The sequence below is a fragment of the Myceligenerans cantabricum genome (assembly GCF_054777735.1).
Genome location: NZ_BAAHAJ010000004.1, coordinates 1 through 14,603, shown reverse-complemented (window position 1 = coordinate 14,603; position 14,603 = coordinate 1). Strand labels below are relative to the sequence as shown.

Sequence of the window (14,603 nt, the reverse complement as noted above, 5' to 3'; positions counted from 1 at the left end):
TCACCCGGCCCGCCCGTAGACCGGCTTCGGCGGCACCGGTGCGGCGCCCAGCGCGTCCGAGAGCCAGCGGTCGTAGCTCTCGCGCCAGCCCTTGCCGGCCACGCGCTGCGCCAGCACGGCGTTCACGTACCGCACCATGTCCACCTGGTCCGCCGGGATGCCGACGCCGTACGGCTCGTCGCTCAGCGCCTCACCCACCACCTTCGCGTACGGGTCCTGGGCCGCGAAGCCCGCCAGCACGGTGTCGTCGCCCGTGAGGGCGTCCGCCCTGCCCCGCTGGAACATCGCCAGGCACTGCGTGTGCGTCGCGGCGACCACCGGCTCGACGTTCTCCCACGTCTTGAGCAGCGCCAGCGACGTCGTCTCCTGCGACGCGCACACGCGCTGCCCGTCGAGGTCCGCGACGCTCCGCACGTCCGACGACGTCGGCACCAGCAGCTTCTGCCCCGCGTGGTAGTACTCGGCCGAGAACGCGACGTGCTGCCAGCGCTGGCACGTGATCGTGAACGTGCGCACCACGACGTCGACGTCGTGGTCCTGCAGCACCTGCTCCCGCTGCGCCGAGGTGATCACCCGGAACGTCACCTTGCCCGGGTCGCCGAAGATCGCCTTCGCGATCGCACGTGCGACGTCGATGTCAAAGCCCTCGATGGTGCCCGTGAAGGGGTCGCGCGCGCTCATCCGCAGCGTGTCCGCCGAGATCCCGACCCGGAGGGCGCCTCGCTCGCGGATCTTCGCCATCGTCGACCCGTCGGGGATCTCGCCGGGCATGGCGCCGCCGGGCTGGTACGAGGCGGTGGCGGGGGCCCCGTCGGCGCACCGGTCCTTCGTGGCCGTGTCCTCGCTCAGGGCGGCCGCGGCCTTCCCGCCGCCCGCCAGGGTGCTCGTGCCGCCCACGGCGGTGTCGCCCCGGGTGGCGGGGACGGCTTCGGGCCACGTGCCGGCGGAGCCCGGCAGCGCGCACGCGGCGAGCGACGCGGCGACGAGGCAGGACAGCGCGGTGGCGGCGAGGCGCCGGTGCGGCACGGCGGCGTTCACAGGTACTCCTTCTGCCGGGTCCAGATTCCGGTGGCGGTCAGCCCCGCGGCGAGCAGGCCGGCCACCAGGGCGACCCAGCCGGTGGCGCGGGACAGGTCGGACGCGTTGGTGAGGCGGTCGGCGGCACGGTCCGCGGTCACGGTGACGTCCTGTTCCGCCTGGGCCGCGAGCTCGTCGAACGCCGCCGAGGCCGAGCCGCGGTCCGTGGCGATCGCTGCGGCCACGGCCGCGCCCCAGCGGCCGGAGTCGTCCAGCCGGCGGATCTCGGCGTGGCCCTCCCGCCAGGTCCGCAGGAGGTCGCCGGTGGGCCGCTCGGCGCCGACGGCGTCGTCGGACGCGGTCAGCAGCTCGGCGGCGTGCGCCGTCGAGCGCTGGAACGCCTGCTCGTGCTCCTGGCCGGACCCGCGCTTGATGAGGGTGAGCGACTCCTGGGACTTGGCGTCCGTGGCCTCGGCGAGCGCCGCGGAGCTGGCGACCGTGGCGGCGTAGGCGCCCCGGGCGACGTCGCGCGCGACGGCGTTGCCGCCGAGCACACCGGCGCTCACGGCCAGGCTGCCGACCAGCGCGAGGCCCGTGGCGACCACCATCCACGGGCTGATCATGCGGTGCGTGCGGTGGGCGAGCCACCACTGCACGAGGCCGAGCACGACCAGTCCGCCGAGCACGACGAGCAGCGGTGCCTGTCGCATCGAGACGGTGACGAGGTGGCCGTCCATCCGATGGGTGAGGCGGGCGGCGACGTCGTCGAGCACGGGCAGCACCTCCCCGCGCAGGGTGGCCGAGGCGAGGTCGAGGTAGCCGATGCCGACCGGGTAGCCCTGGCGGTTGTTGGCGCGGGCGGACTCGACGAGACCCGAGTAGCGCTGCACGGCGTCGGACACGGCGGACAGGTCCTCGGCGCGTTCCGGTGCACGGGCGGCCAGCAGGGTGATGGCGCGGGCGGCGTCGGCGAGGTCCTCGGAGTAGCTCTCCCGCGTGTCGGTGGGTTCGAGGCCGCCGACGAGGAACGCGCTCGTGGCCGAGGCGTCGGCGGAGACGAGGCTGTTGCGCAGGGCCTGCGTGGACACGAGGTCGACGGCGTCGGCGTGCGCGGAGTCCAGGTCGGCCGACTGCCCGGTGCCGGCGAGGAAGCCGGCGACGCCGAGGGCGAGGCACGCGAGCACGGAGGAGACCTGGGCGAGGCCGAGGCGGCCGGGCGTGCCCGTCATGGCGTCCGCCGCTCGCCTCGCGAGGCTGTCCGAAGGGGTGCGTGAACCGGGCCGGTGCGGTGCGGCCACGGTCATCGGCGGTCCCCTCCGTGTCTGACGCGCCGGACCCGGCCGCCACGGAGCCTCGGCCCGGCTCCGGTCGTCGTCGCACCGGGTTCCGTCGGTGCTCGTCAACTTGCTGAGCACACATTAGAGGCGAAGTGTGCTTCCTGCTACCGCAGTCCGCCGGGGCCCCCGGGGCGCCCCCGACGGCTGCCGCGCCGTTCGGAGTCCGGCGAGGGTCGGTGCCTCCGGCAGGATTCGAACCCGCGACCCCGTCATTAGAAGTGACATGCTCTATCCAGCTGAGCTACGGAGGCATGCGCCCGGTGGCGGGCGCGGGCCTATCGTATCGAGCCAGGCCCCGGAGTTGGACCACAGATATGGAGGGTGTCGTGAACCAGATACGTCCTTGTGGGTGTGCCCCTCCCGGTTGGCAGGGGCCATGCCCAGATATCAGGATGAACCCGTGACTCTCGGAACGCGCTCCGCCGCCCTCGGCCGCCGGGGTGGCGTCGACCCCGATGTCGCCGAGCAGCTCGGCTTCACGGTGCACGACGTCGTCCAGGACCTCCGCCGTGACATCGCGGCGGTCACCCTGCCTCTCCCCATCGAGGGAGCCGGCGACGCCGAAGCCTCCCGCGAGCGTCTTCTCGCGCAGCTGGACGAGCATCTGCTGCCACGACTCGGGGAGCTGTCCAGCCCCGCGCTCGTGGTCCTCGCGGGCTCGACCGGGGCCGGCAAGTCGACCATCTTCAACAGCCTGCTGCGGGGCGACATCTCGGACGCGGGCGTGCTGCGCCCCACGACCCGGGAGCCGGTGGTCGGGATCCATCCGCGGGACCGGGAGATGCTCACGACCGGGGTCACGGAGCTGGCGCGCGTCGTCGAGCACGACGGGGTGCCGCGCGGCACCGCACTGCTGGACGCCCCGGACCTGGACTCGTTCGTCTCCCAGAACCGCAGCACCGCCGACAAGCTGCTGGAGGGCGCCGACCTGTGGCTGTTCGTGACGACCGCGGCCCGCTACGGCGACGCCCTGCCGTGGGAGGCGCTCGACCGTGCGCGGGAGCGCGGCGCGAGCGTGGCGATCGTGCTGAACCGGGTGGGTGCGGAGGATCTCGCCACGATCCGCGCGGACCTGAACGCCCGGATGCGGGAGCGGGGGATGACGGCCGCGCCGCTGTTCGTGATCCCGGACGTCGGGCCGCACGAGGGGATGCTGGACTCGACGCTCGTGGCGGCGATCGGACGGTGGCTCGCGATGATGGCGGGCCCGGAGCGGTCCCGCACCGTGGTGGTGCGCACCCTCAAGGGCGCGCTGAAGGCGCTGCCGGACTGGGTGGACAGCCTGGTGGCCGCCGTCGACCAGCAGGGTGCGGCGGCGCGCGAGCTGCGCAGGGTGGTCGACGTCGTCGTCCCCGACGCCGAGGCGGCCGCGCGGGGCACGATCAACGCGGGGACGTCGGGCGGCGGGCAGGTGGCCGCTCGGTACGCCGAGCTGGTGGCGAGCCGGCGGATCGACCGGGTGACGATGCACGAGGGCGTTGTGCGCACCACGAGGCGCGCGGGACGCACCCGCGAGGAGGCGCTGAAGCCGCTGCGCGAGGTGACCGAGCGGGCTGCCGCCCGCGCGCTGGCTGCCGCGGGGGCGCGCACGGAGGAGCGGCTGCGGGGCGTGCTCTCGGGTCCGGGTGCCCCGCCGGCGGGTGCGGCGGTGGCGCCGTCGGGCACGGAGCGCGAGCCTGCCCGGCAGGCCTGGGCGGCGGAGCGGGCCGCCGAGTGGGCCGCGGAGGGGGACCGGCTCGTGACGACACTCGGCACGGGGGAGTCTCTCGGCACGGACGAGGTCCAGGATGCGGACAGGTCGGTAGCGGACAGTGAGAAGTTCGCGGGGGCCAGGAAGGTCTTCGGGGACACCGGGCTGGCGACGTTGCTGCTGGCCGGGGCGCTCGGAAACGAGGATGCGACAGGCCTCGCGAGCAAGGTGCTGGGCGGCGCCGCCGCCGATCTGATCGGTGTCCTGCGTTCCGACCTGGCGGACCGTACCGCGTTTGCAGTTGCGGCCGAGGCCCGATCTGTCCAGAGTGCCCTTGAGATCCCCGCCCTCGCCGAAGACGCGGCAGCCACGCTGCGTGTCCGGCTCGCCGAGCTCAGGAGGCTGACATGACCAGCGCCTCGATGCGGCCACCCGGCCGTGCCGGAGACGATGCTGCGCTGCGTGCCCGGACCGAGGATCTCGGCCGCGCCCTGCAGGTCGCCGGATCCCGCCTCGACGACACCGTCTTCGGCCGCGTCGCCACCTCGGTGGCCGGCGTGCGCGAACGGATCGCACTCGGCGTCGACCACACGGTCATCGCCCTCGCCGGAGGGACGGGGTCGGGAAAGTCGAGCCTGTTCAACCGGATCTCCCGGCTCTCGTTCGCCGACGTGGGCGTGAAACGGCCCACCACGGCGAAGGTGTCGGCGTGCTCCTGGTCCGAAGACGCGACTCCGCTGCTGGACTGGCTCGGCGTCGAGCGCGAGCGGCGCATCACCCGCGCCGGCGAGCTGGACGGGGCCGACGAGGACGGGTTCGGCGGGCTCGTGCTGCTCGACCTGCCCGACCACGACTCCGTCGCCCCCGGCCACCGCGAGATCGTGGACCGGGTGCTGCCCCTGGTCGACCTCCTCGTCTGGGTCGTGGACCCGCAGAAGTACGCGGACGACGCCCTGCACTCCCGGTACCTGCGCGGCGGGGCCTCGCAGCCGGGGTCCATGGTGGTCGCGCTCAACCAGACCGACACGGTCCCTGCGGGCCAGCAGGACAACCTCGCGCGCGACGTCGCGCGCCTGTTGCGGGACGACGGTCTCGGCGAGGTGCCCGTGGTGCCGGTGTCGGCCAGGACGGGATACGGCGTGCCCGACCTGCGCGACCTGCTCGAGCAGGCGGTACGACGGCGGTCCGTGGCCGCCGGGCGGGCCGCCGCGGAGCTGGACGGGGCGGCCGAGGCGCTGCTCGAGGAGACCCCCGCCGAGGTGCCGTGGCACACGGCGGCGGTGCTCGCCGCGGAGACCGACGCGCTGGCCGAGGCGGTCGGGCTTGGTCCCGTCGCGGCGCAGGTGGCGGCCTCCGTGCAGAACGGGTACGGGCGCCCCGAGTTCCCCGCGCCCGACCCGGACGCCGTCTCGTTGTCCCGCGCGCGCTGGCTCACCGGTGCCGGCGAGGCGCTGCGGCCCGGCTGGCAGCGGTCGCTCGCGGAGTCCGTGTCCTCGGCCGAGCAGGTCGGGGGAGCGCTCGCGAACGCGCTGCGCGCTGTCACGCTCGACGTGCGCGGCCCGGCCTCGGCACGGCCGCTGCGGCGCGTCGCGCTCGTCTTCGTCGGGCTGGCTGTCGTGCTCGGGATCGCCACGGTGCTCGCGTCGATGCAGCTGATCCCCGTCGACGACGCGGCCACCACGGCGCTCGGGATCACCGGCGTCGTGGCGGCGCTCGCCGCGCTCGGCGTGTTCCTCACGGCGACGCGGATCCGGCGGGCGCTGGCCCGGCGCCGGGAGCAGGCGGTCGTGGCAGCGGGGCGGGCCGCCGTCGAACGGGTCCTGGAGCAGACGCTCGGGGTGCCCACCCAGCGGCTCCTCGACGAGCACCGGCAGGTGCGCGAGCTGGCCCAGTCCGCGCGCGACGAAGGACCGGCGGCACGGGACCGGGCGGATCCGACGCCGACCACAGGGGCCCCGAACCGCTCCTCGTACACAGCCTCCGCCGCGACGCCCGCCGTGGGGGCGGCCAGCGCGTGATCCTGGTTCCGCGACCGGCAGGGGGCCGGCGCGGAACACAGGAGCGCCGCCGGGGCGTCACGACGGACCGGCGGCGCGGGGAGAGGCGAGCGATGAGCAACGACGTGAGGGTGACCGTGACCGGGAACGCGGGGAGCGACCCGGTGGTGCGGCGGTCGGACAGGGGCGTCGAGTGGTCCACGTTCCCGGTGGCGAGCACGCGGCGCATCCGCGACACGGACGGCGAGTTCCACGACGGGCCGACGCTCTGGTTCCAGGTGAAGGCGTGGGGCCACGCGGCGGTGAACATCGGCAAGAGCGTGCGCAAGGGGCAGCCGGTGGTGGTCGCCGGGCGCCTCGAGGTCGACGAGTGGGGCGAGAGCACCCGGCGGCGCACGAGCCTGGTGATCAACGCCGACTCGGTGGGACCGAACCTCATGAAGGGGCGGGCGGAGTTCCAGCGTGTCTTCCCGTCGGACGGCGAGCCGCAGGGGGCGCCGCTGGAGCGGGCGCCCGGGCCGGACACGGGCAGGCTGGCGCACGACGTACCCGGCCCTTGGGCGTCACCCGGCCGGGACCCGTGGGCGACGCCGGGCGGTGACGCGCACGCGGGCCCGGACGGCAGCGGGGCGGCCGAGAGCGGGCACGCGAGGGCTGCGGACGAACCGCCCGGCACCCCGGACGAGGGCTCCGGGCGCGCCGCGGACGTGACCGCGTAGGCTGGGGGCCGACGACGCCCGTCGCGACCGCGCGGGATGCGCGAGCAGGTCGCCGCGCGACGGGCGCAACCCCCTCCCTACCTGTTGAAACGGTGGAACGAAGGCAGTGGCTGAGTTCATCTACTCCATGTACAAGGCGCGCAAGGCGCACGGCGACAAGGTCATCCTCGACGACGTGTCGCTGAACTTCCTCCCCGGCGCGAAGATCGGCGTCGTCGGACCGAACGGGGCCGGAAAGTCGACGATCCTGAAGATCATGGCGGGCCTCGACACCCCGTCCAACGGTGAAGCCCGGCTGTCGCCCGGCTACACGGTGGGGATCCTGCAGCAGGAACCGCCCTTGAACGAGGAGAAGACGGTCCTGGGCAACGTCCAGGAGGCCGTCGGCGACATCCTCGCGAAGAAGGCGCGGTTCGACGAGATCTCCGAGCTCATGGCGGAGCCCGACGCCGACTTCGACGCGCTGATGGCGGAGATGGGCGAGCTCCAGGAGAAGATCGACGCGGCGGACGCGTGGGACCTCGACAGCCAGCTCGAGCAGGCGATGGACGCGCTGCGCTGCCCGCCGCCGGAAGCGGACGTGAAGGTGCTCTCCGGTGGCGAGCGCCGTCGTGTCGCGCTCTGCAAGCTGCTGCTGGAGAAGCCCGACCTCCTGCTGCTCGACGAGCCCACGAACCACCTGGACGCGGAGTCCGTGCTCTGGCTGGAGCAGCACCTGGCGAACTACCCGGGCGCCGTCCTGGCCGTCACCCACGACCGGTACTTCCTCGACCACGTCGCCCAGTGGATCTGCGAGGTCGACCGCGGTCGGCTGTACCCGTACGAGGGCAACTACTCGACCTATCTCGAGAAGAAGGGCGAGCGCCTCGAGGTCCAGGGCAAGAAGGACGCCAAGCTGGCGAAGCGTCTGAAGGAAGAGCTCGACTGGGTGCGGTCCAACGCCAAGGGCCGGCAGACCAAGTCCAAGGCGCGGCTGGCTCGCTACGAGGAGATGGCCGCCGAGGCGGAGCGGACCAGGAAGCTCGACTTCGAGGAGATCCAGATCCCGCCGGGCCCGCGCCTGGGCAGCGTGGTGCTGGAGGCGGAGAAGCTCAAGAAGGGCTTCGGCGACCGCACCCTGATCGACGGGCTGAGCTTCACGCTGCCGCGCAACGGCATCGTCGGTGTCATCGGCCCGAACGGTGTGGGCAAGACGACGCTGTTCAAGACGATCGTCGGCATGGAGCCGCTGGACGCGGGCGTGCTGAAGGTCGGCGACACGGTGTCCACGTCCTACGTCGACCAGTCGCGCGGCGGTATCGACCCGGACAAGACGCTGTTCGAGGTCGTCTCCGACGGGCTCGACTTCATCAAGGTCGGCAACGTCGAGATCCCGTCCCGCGCCTACGTGGCGTCGTTCGGGTTCAAGGGGCCGGACCAGCAGAAGCCGGCCGGCGTGCTGTCCGGTGGTGAGCGCAACCGCCTGAACCTCGCGCTCACCCTCAAGCAGGGCGGCAACCTGCTGCTCCTGGACGAGCCCACCAACGACCTCGACGTCGAGACCCTGGGCTCGCTGGAGAACGCGCTGCTCGACTTCCCCGGCTGCGCCGTCGTGGTCTCCCACGACCGCTGGTTCCTGGACCGGGTCGCCACGCACATCCTGGCGTACGAGGGCACGGAGGAGAACCCGTCGAACTGGTACTGGTTCGAGGGGAACTTCGAGTCGTACGAGGAGAACAAGGTGGAGCGCCTCGGTGCCGACGCGGCGCGCCCGCACCGCGTGACGTACCGCCGCCTCACCCGGGACTGACGGGCCGCGCGCGTGAGTGGCGCCGCCTGCGCCGGCGTCGCTCACGCGCGCGACCTCTGACCTGCACCGATTCTCCACCTCGTGCCGTGCTGAATGTTTGCCGCGAATGGGGTGAATCAGCAAGGATCGCCCCATGGTTTCTTCCATGCCCCGGCCAGGTTGGCAGGATCTGCCCCCGCCTGTTCGTCAGCGGATCTCGGACGAGCTCGGCGCCCGAGTGCTGGGGTGGAAGACGCTGCCCACGGAGGTCGTCGAAGGGTCGACGCTGCAGCTCCAGACCGGCGCGGGGGACCAGGCCGTCACGGTGGTGAACACCGCCGACCCGCAGGCGCAGGAGTTCGCCCGGCGCGCGATCGACGTCGTGCTCGCCCTCCCCGACGGCGCCCCCGCCCCCCGGTTGCTCTGGTGGTTCGACGAGGAGATCGGTGCCTTCGGACGCTGGATCGTGGCGGCGTGGTTCCTTCCGGACATCCGGGCCGTCGGCGATGGGTGGAGCGAGCCCGACGTCGCGGGCGCGCTCGACATCCTGCACCACGTCGGCGAGGTCGAGGCGCCCGAGACGGGGCCGTTCCTCGACAGCGCCGTGGTGTACGACGCCGGGCCCTGGCGGCGCCTCGCCGACGAGCGCCCCGACGGCCTGCGGCACTTCTCGCCGTGGCTCGGGTCGCGTCTCGACGCGCTCGCCGAGATCGCCGCCCACTCGGCGGAGGCCGTGTCCGGGAGGTCGCTCGTGCACGGGGCACCCAGCCGCCACACGCTGTACCTGCCGAGCCGCCCGGACGGGCGCGGTCTGGCGGCCGGCTGGCCGCAGGCGGCACGCGGGGCGCCGTTCGTCGACACCGTCCTGCTGCTCGCCCACATCCGGGCCGACGGCGGCCCGGCGCCCGAGGTCGTCCTCGCCCGGCACCGGTTGCTGCCCGACGCCGACCCCGACGCGGTGACCTGCATGGTGACCGCACTGACCGGCCAGCTCATCGAGCGGGCGCTGCAGCCGGGCCGCCCCGCGCCAGGGCACCTGCCGTCGGTCCGGCAGGCGAGCGTCTGTGTGGAGTGGCTGCGCCGTCGTCTCGGATTCTGACCTGTACGGCCCCGTCATCGGGTGAATTCCTTTGCATTCAGAGTTGCCCGGTATGCCCTCTTTCCGCGATCATGCCGCGATGGAAGCGCCCGCACCGATCCGGCCCGGCTGGCTGGACATCCCCTCCGCAGTAAGAACCGTCATCAGCAGGACCATCGGTGCACGAGTACTGGGCTGGACGAACCTCCCCGGCGGCCTGTTCCCGGGTGGCTACGAGCTCCAGCTCCAGGCCGGGGGCGTGAACTACTACGTGAAGGCCGCCGACAGCCACAACCCGGTCGGCTACGAGATGCTCCGGAGCGAGCTCGAGCTCACGCGGGAGCTGCCCGCCGGGTCCCCGATCCCGCCGCTGGTCTGGACCATCGAGCAGGAGATCGGCGGATACGGGCGGTGGATCGTCCTCGGGTTCGCGCTGCAGCCAGTGCGGCGCCCGGAGCTGCCGTGGTCCGATCCTGACGTCGACGAGGCGCTCGAGCTGTCCTACGCGATCGGTGACGTCGTCGTCCCCGACCCCCGTGCGAACGCCACCGGTGGGTTCCCGGCCTGGCAGGACGTGCTCGACCCCGAGGCCTGGGCACGCGTCACCAAGGACCACCCCGCGTACCTGACCGCGTTCGGGGCCTGGCTGCCCGCCAGGATCGACGCGATCGCCGGGCTCGCCGTGGCCGCCGCCGGCTCGTCGGGCGCGAACCGCCTCGGGCACCACCTGCTGCGCCGCGAGGCCGTCCTGCTCGCGCCCGAGCGCGGCGTCGTCGCCCCGCTGGCGACCAGCTGGGTGATGTGCAGCTCGGGCCCCGCCTTCGCCACGACGCTCTCCATGCTCGGCTTCATGCACGCCCAGGGCGGCCCGACGCCGGAGGAGGCGCTGGCGATCCGGCCGTTCCCCGGGTTCTACGACCCCGACGAGATCACCGCCCACATCGCCGTCCTGGCGGGCCACCACGCGTACGGCTCGCTCCAGCCGCCCGACCCCGCCTCCCCGCTGCGCCGCGCGGTGCAGCGCGAGCACGCCCGGGTCCTGACCGACTGGCTCCGCCGCCGCCTGGGCTGGTGACCCGCCGGGGCCGGTCCCGCGCCCGTCGCCTCGTTTCGGCGGCGGACCGGCATGTCTCCTCGCGACTGGCCTGCGCGGTTGCGGCAGACTGTGCGCCATGACCGAGCAGCCCGACGACGTGCCCACGGAACCGCAGGACGCCGCCGCGGGCGACGCCGTCGGCGACCTCACGCGGTCGCTGGAGAACCTGCGCACCCGCCTCGGGACGCTGCGCCTGCCGCTGGAGACACCGGACGCGGACCGTGCCCGTGAGGCGCAGCACCGGTCGGCCGACCAGCTCGACGACTACCTGCTCCCGCGCCTGCGGTCGCGCCAGGCTCCACTGCTCGTGGTGGTCGGCGGGTCGACGGGGGCGGGCAAGTCCACCCTGGTGAACTCGGTCCTCGGCGAGGACGTGACCCGGCCCGGCGTCCTGCGCCCCACGACGCGCGCGCCCGTGCTGGTGCACCATCCGCTCGACGCCCGCTGGTTCACCGGCGACCGCGTCCTGCCTGGCCTCTCGCGCGTGACCGGCGGCAGCGCGCCGTCGGCCCCGCCGACGGCACCCGACGGCGCCGCCGGGCCGCGCTCCCTCCGCCTGGTCGCGAGCGAGACGCTGCCGCGCGGGCTCGCGCTGCTCGACGCGCCGGACATCGACTCCGTCGAGCAGGCCAACCGCGACCTCGCCGCCCAGCTCCTCGGCGCCGCCGACCTGTGGCTGTTCGTCACCACCGCGGCGCGCTACGCGGACGCCGTGCCGTGGGACCTGCTCACCACGGCCGCCGCGCGGCGCGCCCAGGTGGCGATGGTGCTCGACCGGGTCGACCCGGGGGCCGAGGCCACCGTCGACGACCTCCGTGACCTCATGGCGGAGCAGGGGCTCGGCGACGCGCACCTGTTCGTCGTGCCCGAGGCGGAGCTGACCGGTGAGGGCTACCTCCCGGAGCCGGCTGTGGCGTCCGTCGCGGACTGGCTGACGGACCTCGGCGGTGACGCGGGTGCCCGTGCCCAGGTGATCGCGGCGACGCGGGACGGCGTCGTCGACGACCTCGTGCGGCGGGCCGGCGAGCTGGCCGACGCCGCCGACACCCAGCAGGAGGCGGACGCCCGCCTCCGCGGCATCGTCGCCGGCGCGTACGCCGACGCGGTCGCCCACGTGAACGCCGCGACGTCCGACGGCGCGCTGCTGCGTGGCGAGGTGCTCGCCCGCTGGCAGGACTTCGTGGGCACCGGCGAGTTCTTCCGCGCCGTCGAGCACGGGGTGGGCCGGGTGCGGGACGCGGTCGGGGCGTTCTTCAAGGGCAGACCGCGCGAGGCGCCGCAGGTGGAGCAGGCGATCGCGCACGGCCTGGAGTCCGTGGTGCTCGACGCCGCCGAGGCGGCCGCCGAGCGGGCGTACGCGGGCTGGCGCGGCGACCCGGCGGGCCGCGCGCTGCTGGAGGGGCTGGAGCTGTCGCGGGCGTCGGGCACGCTGCGGTCCGAGGTCGGGGAGCAGATCCGCGGCTGGCAGTCGGACGTGCTGAACCTCGTGCGGGAGCAGGGGGAGGCGAAGCGCGGCGCCGCCCGTGCGCTGTCGTTCGGCGTGAACGGGCTGGGTATCGCACTGATGATCTTCGTGTTCGCCTCGACGGGCGGCCTGTCCGGGATCGAGGTCGGCATCGCGGGCGGCACCGCGATCCTGGCCCAGCGGCTGCTGGAGGCGGTGTTCGGGGAGGACGCCGTGCGGCGGCTGGCCGTCGACGCCAAGGAGCGGCTCGGCGTGCGTGTGCGGGCCGTGCTGGACGGCCAGGCCGCCCGGTACACGGCGCAGCTCGACGCGCTCGGCTCGGCCGAGGCCGGGGGAGCACCGCTGCGTGGCGCCGCCCGCGACGTCGCCGACGCCGCGTCCGCCGAGCGTGGCTCGCGCGGTGCCCACGGGCCGGGCGGCGGAGCCGGAGACGGCGCGGGGTCGTCGCAGGCCGCTGCGCCGGGTGCCTCCGGGCGCGGGCTGCGCGGCGTCGGGCAGGGCGGAGCGGGGCTGCGCGGAGCCGGGCAGGGCGCGGGCAGCCGTGGCGGTACCACCGGCCGGGAGGCCGTCGGCCCTCCGGACACGTCCGGGCCGGACGACGGCCCGCAGGACGGGACCGAGCGACGGCGCGGGTTCTGGCATCGCCTCTTCGGCCGTGAGGAGGCGGACCGATGAGCCGGCTCGACCTGGCCTCCCGGACGGCGGCTCTGGAGAACGCGGCCCAGGAGGGCGCGGGACGCATCGCGGACGAGACGCTCGACGCGGCGCGCTCCGTGGCGGCACGCGCCCACGAGCGGGGCGGGCTGTCGGCGGAGCACACGGTGGTCGCGCTGGCGGGGGCGACGGGCTCGGGCAAGTCGTCGGTGCTGAACGCCGTGGCCGGCGCCGACGTCGCGGCCCCGGGCGTCCGCCGGCCGACGACGTCGCACGCGCTGGCCGCCTACTGGGGCGACGGCGCCGGACCGCTGCTGGACTGGCTGGACGTGCCGCGGCGGCACGAGATGTCCGGCGACGTCCCGTCGGGGGACGGCACCGGGCTGGTGCTGCTGGACCTCCCGGACCACGACTCGGTGGTGGTGGACCACCGGCTGCGCGCGGAGGCGCTCGTGGAGCGGGCCGACCTGCTGGTGTGGGTGGTGGACCCGCAGAAGTACGCCGACGCGGCCCTGCACGAGGGATTCCTCCGCCCGCTGGCCGGCCGGGCCGACGTCGTCGTGGTGGTGCTGAACCAGGTCGACCGGCTGAAGGCCGACGAGACCAGGGCGATGCTCGCCGACCTGAAGCGGCTCGTGGCGGCCGACGGGCTCGACGGCGCGCGGGTGCTCGGGCTGTCGGCGAGGACCGGCCAGGGCATGGACGAGCTGCGCGTGCTGCTCGCCAAGGCGGCGCGCAGGCGCGAGGCCGCCACGGCACGGCTGGTGGGTGACGAGCGAGCGGCGGCGTCGGCGATCGTGGCGGCGTGCGGCGCCATGCCTCCGGCACGGGCCGGGGACCGGGCTCGCGGTGCGCTGCTGCAGTCGCTGGAGGACGCGGCGGGCGTGCCCACGGTGGTCGGCGCCGTGCGGGCCGCGGCGCGCCAGGACGCCCGCGCTGCGACCGGCTGGCCGCTGACCCGCTGGGCCGGGCGGCTGCGGCGGGACCCGCTGCGCCGGCTCGGGCTGCGCGACACGGACCGGCGTGCCCCGGAAGGGCGCGAGGACCTGGCGCGCACGTCGTTGCCTTCGGCGGCGCCGGCGGTGCGGTCGGCGTCGGCCTCCGGGGTGCGGCAGTACGTCGAGAAGGTGACCGACGGTGTCGCCGACTCGTGGGTGCTCGCGGCGCGCGCCCGCGCCCAGCAGGGGATCGACGCGCTGCCCGACGCGCTCGACCAGGCAGTCGCGAGCACCAGGCTCGAGGCCGGGCGGCGTCCCCTGTGGTGGCAGGCGGTGAACGTGCTGCAGTGGGCGTTGATCGCGGCCGTCGGGGCGGGCCTGGCCTGGCTGGCCGTGCTGTTCGTGTTCGCCTACCTGCGCCTGCCCGCACCGCCGACGCCGGTCTGGACGGTACCGGTGCCGTCCGGGGACGGGCAGGACGTGATGTTCCCGGGGACGCCGCAAGGTCCGTCGGGCGGGCTGGGCGTGGACCCGTTCCAGGTCCCGTGGCCGACGCTGCTGGTGCTCGGCGGGCTGCTGCTCGGTGTGCTGGTGGCGCTGGTGTCGCGGGTGCTGGCGGCGATCGGCGCCCGGCGGCGGGCTGCGGCTGCCCGGCGCAGGCTGCGGGCGTCGGTGGCACAGGTCGCGGACCGGCTGGTCCGGCTCCCGGTAGGGGAGGAGCTCGCCGCGCTGGGGCGCTGTCGCACGGCGGCGACGATCGCGGCGAGCTGAGCAGGGCGGGCCGAGCGCGGCGGGCCGAGCAGGGCGGGCCGAGCGCGGCGGGCCGAGCAGGGCGGGCCGAGCG

General features: G+C 74.7%; 10 protein-coding genes and 1 tRNA gene. 8 read left to right on the top strand and 3 right to left on the bottom strand.

All coding sequences use genetic code 11. The annotated features are described in order from the left end of the window. The 3 genes from ACYU96_RS02375 to ACYU96_RS02365 all read right to left on the bottom strand — a co-directional run bounded on the left by ACYU96_RS02375 (nt 1) and on the right by ACYU96_RS02365 (nt 2,605). Nucleotides 1–1,038 (bottom strand): glutamate ABC transporter substrate-binding protein, encoded by a 1,038-nt coding sequence (locus ACYU96_RS02375; protein ID WP_460748750.1) that lies wholly within the window; start codon nt 1,036–1,038, stop codon nt 1–3. Continuing rightward, nucleotides 1,035–2,246, bottom strand: coding sequence for a hypothetical protein (locus ACYU96_RS02370; protein ID WP_460748748.1), 1,212 nt, complete (start codon nt 2,244–2,246; stop codon nt 1,035–1,037). Before ACYU96_RS02370 ends, ACYU96_RS02375 begins: the two co-directional genes overlap by 4 nt. A 285-nt stretch (nt 2,247–2,531) precedes the next feature. Beyond that, a tRNA-Arg gene (locus ACYU96_RS02365) sits at nt 2,532–2,605 on the bottom strand. A gap of 149 nt (nt 2,606–2,754) precedes the next feature. Between ACYU96_RS02365 and ACYU96_RS02360 the strand changes: the two genes are divergently transcribed. The 8 genes from ACYU96_RS02360 to ACYU96_RS02325 all read left to right on the top strand — a co-directional run bounded on the left by ACYU96_RS02360 (nt 2,755) and on the right by ACYU96_RS02325 (nt 14,530). Beyond that, nucleotides 2,755–4,455 (top strand): GTPase domain-containing protein, encoded by a 1,701-nt coding sequence (locus ACYU96_RS02360; RefSeq protein ID WP_460748747.1) that lies wholly within the window; start codon nt 2,755–2,757, stop codon nt 4,453–4,455. Further along, nucleotides 4,452–6,062, top strand: coding sequence for a GTP-binding protein (locus ACYU96_RS02355; RefSeq protein ID WP_460748745.1), 1,611 nt, complete (start codon nt 4,452–4,454; stop codon nt 6,060–6,062). Before ACYU96_RS02360 ends, ACYU96_RS02355 begins: the two co-directional genes overlap by 4 nt. A gap of 92 nt (nt 6,063–6,154) precedes the next feature. Beyond that, nucleotides 6,155–6,760: a single-stranded DNA-binding protein gene (locus ACYU96_RS02350; protein WP_460748744.1), complete on the top strand. Its 606-nt coding sequence runs from the start codon at nt 6,155–6,157 to the stop codon at nt 6,758–6,760. Nucleotides 6,761–6,866: 106 nt separating this feature from the next. Then, complete coding sequence (ettA, locus tag ACYU96_RS02345; RefSeq protein WP_460748742.1) at nt 6,867–8,549, top strand: energy-dependent translational throttle protein EttA; 1,683 nt, start codon at nt 6,867–6,869, stop codon at nt 8,547–8,549. Between the two features lie 133 nt (nt 8,550–8,682). After that, entirely contained in the window at nt 8,683–9,627 is a 945-nt protein-coding gene (locus ACYU96_RS02340) for a hypothetical protein (protein ID WP_460748740.1), read from the top strand. A gap of 79 nt (nt 9,628–9,706) precedes the next feature. After that, a complete protein-coding gene (locus ACYU96_RS02335; protein WP_460748738.1) occupies nt 9,707–10,681 on the top strand; it encodes a hypothetical protein in 975 nt (324 codons plus the stop codon). Nucleotides 10,682–10,778: 97 nt separating this feature from the next. Then, complete coding sequence (locus ACYU96_RS02330) at nt 10,779–12,842, top strand: dynamin family protein (RefSeq protein WP_460748736.1); 2,064 nt, start codon at nt 10,779–10,781, stop codon at nt 12,840–12,842. Then, nucleotides 12,839–14,530 carry a GTPase gene (locus ACYU96_RS02325; RefSeq protein WP_460748734.1) on the top strand — a complete coding sequence of 564 codons (1,692 nt, stop codon included), beginning with the start codon at nt 12,839–12,841 and terminating at the stop codon, nt 14,528–14,530. The genes ACYU96_RS02330 and ACYU96_RS02325 overlap by 4 nt, the downstream gene beginning before the upstream one ends. Nucleotides 14,531–14,603: the final 73 nt, after the last annotated feature.

What these genes read in the sequence shown, in the direction of transcription:
- ACYU96_RS02350 (WP_460748744.1), top strand. Translation starts at nt 6,155, where the DNA reads ATGAGCAACGACGTGAGGGTGACCGTGACCGGGAACGCGGGGAGCGAC.
- ACYU96_RS02340 (WP_460748740.1), top strand. Translation starts at nt 8,683, where the DNA reads ATGGTTTCTTCCATGCCCCGGCCAGGTTGGCAGGATCTGCCCCCGCCT.
- ACYU96_RS02370 (WP_460748748.1), bottom strand. Translation starts at nt 2,246, where the DNA reads ATGACGGGCACGCCCGGCCGCCTCGGCCTCGCCCAGGTCTCCTCCGTG.
- ACYU96_RS02335 (WP_460748738.1), top strand. Translation starts at nt 9,707, where the DNA reads ATGGAAGCGCCCGCACCGATCCGGCCCGGCTGGCTGGACATCCCCTCC.
- ACYU96_RS02355 (WP_460748745.1), top strand. Translation starts at nt 4,452, where the DNA reads ATGACCAGCGCCTCGATGCGGCCACCCGGCCGTGCCGGAGACGATGCT.
- ACYU96_RS02330 (WP_460748736.1), top strand. Translation starts at nt 10,779, where the DNA reads ATGACCGAGCAGCCCGACGACGTGCCCACGGAACCGCAGGACGCCGCC.
- ACYU96_RS02325 (WP_460748734.1), top strand. Translation starts at nt 12,839, where the DNA reads ATGAGCCGGCTCGACCTGGCCTCCCGGACGGCGGCTCTGGAGAACGCG.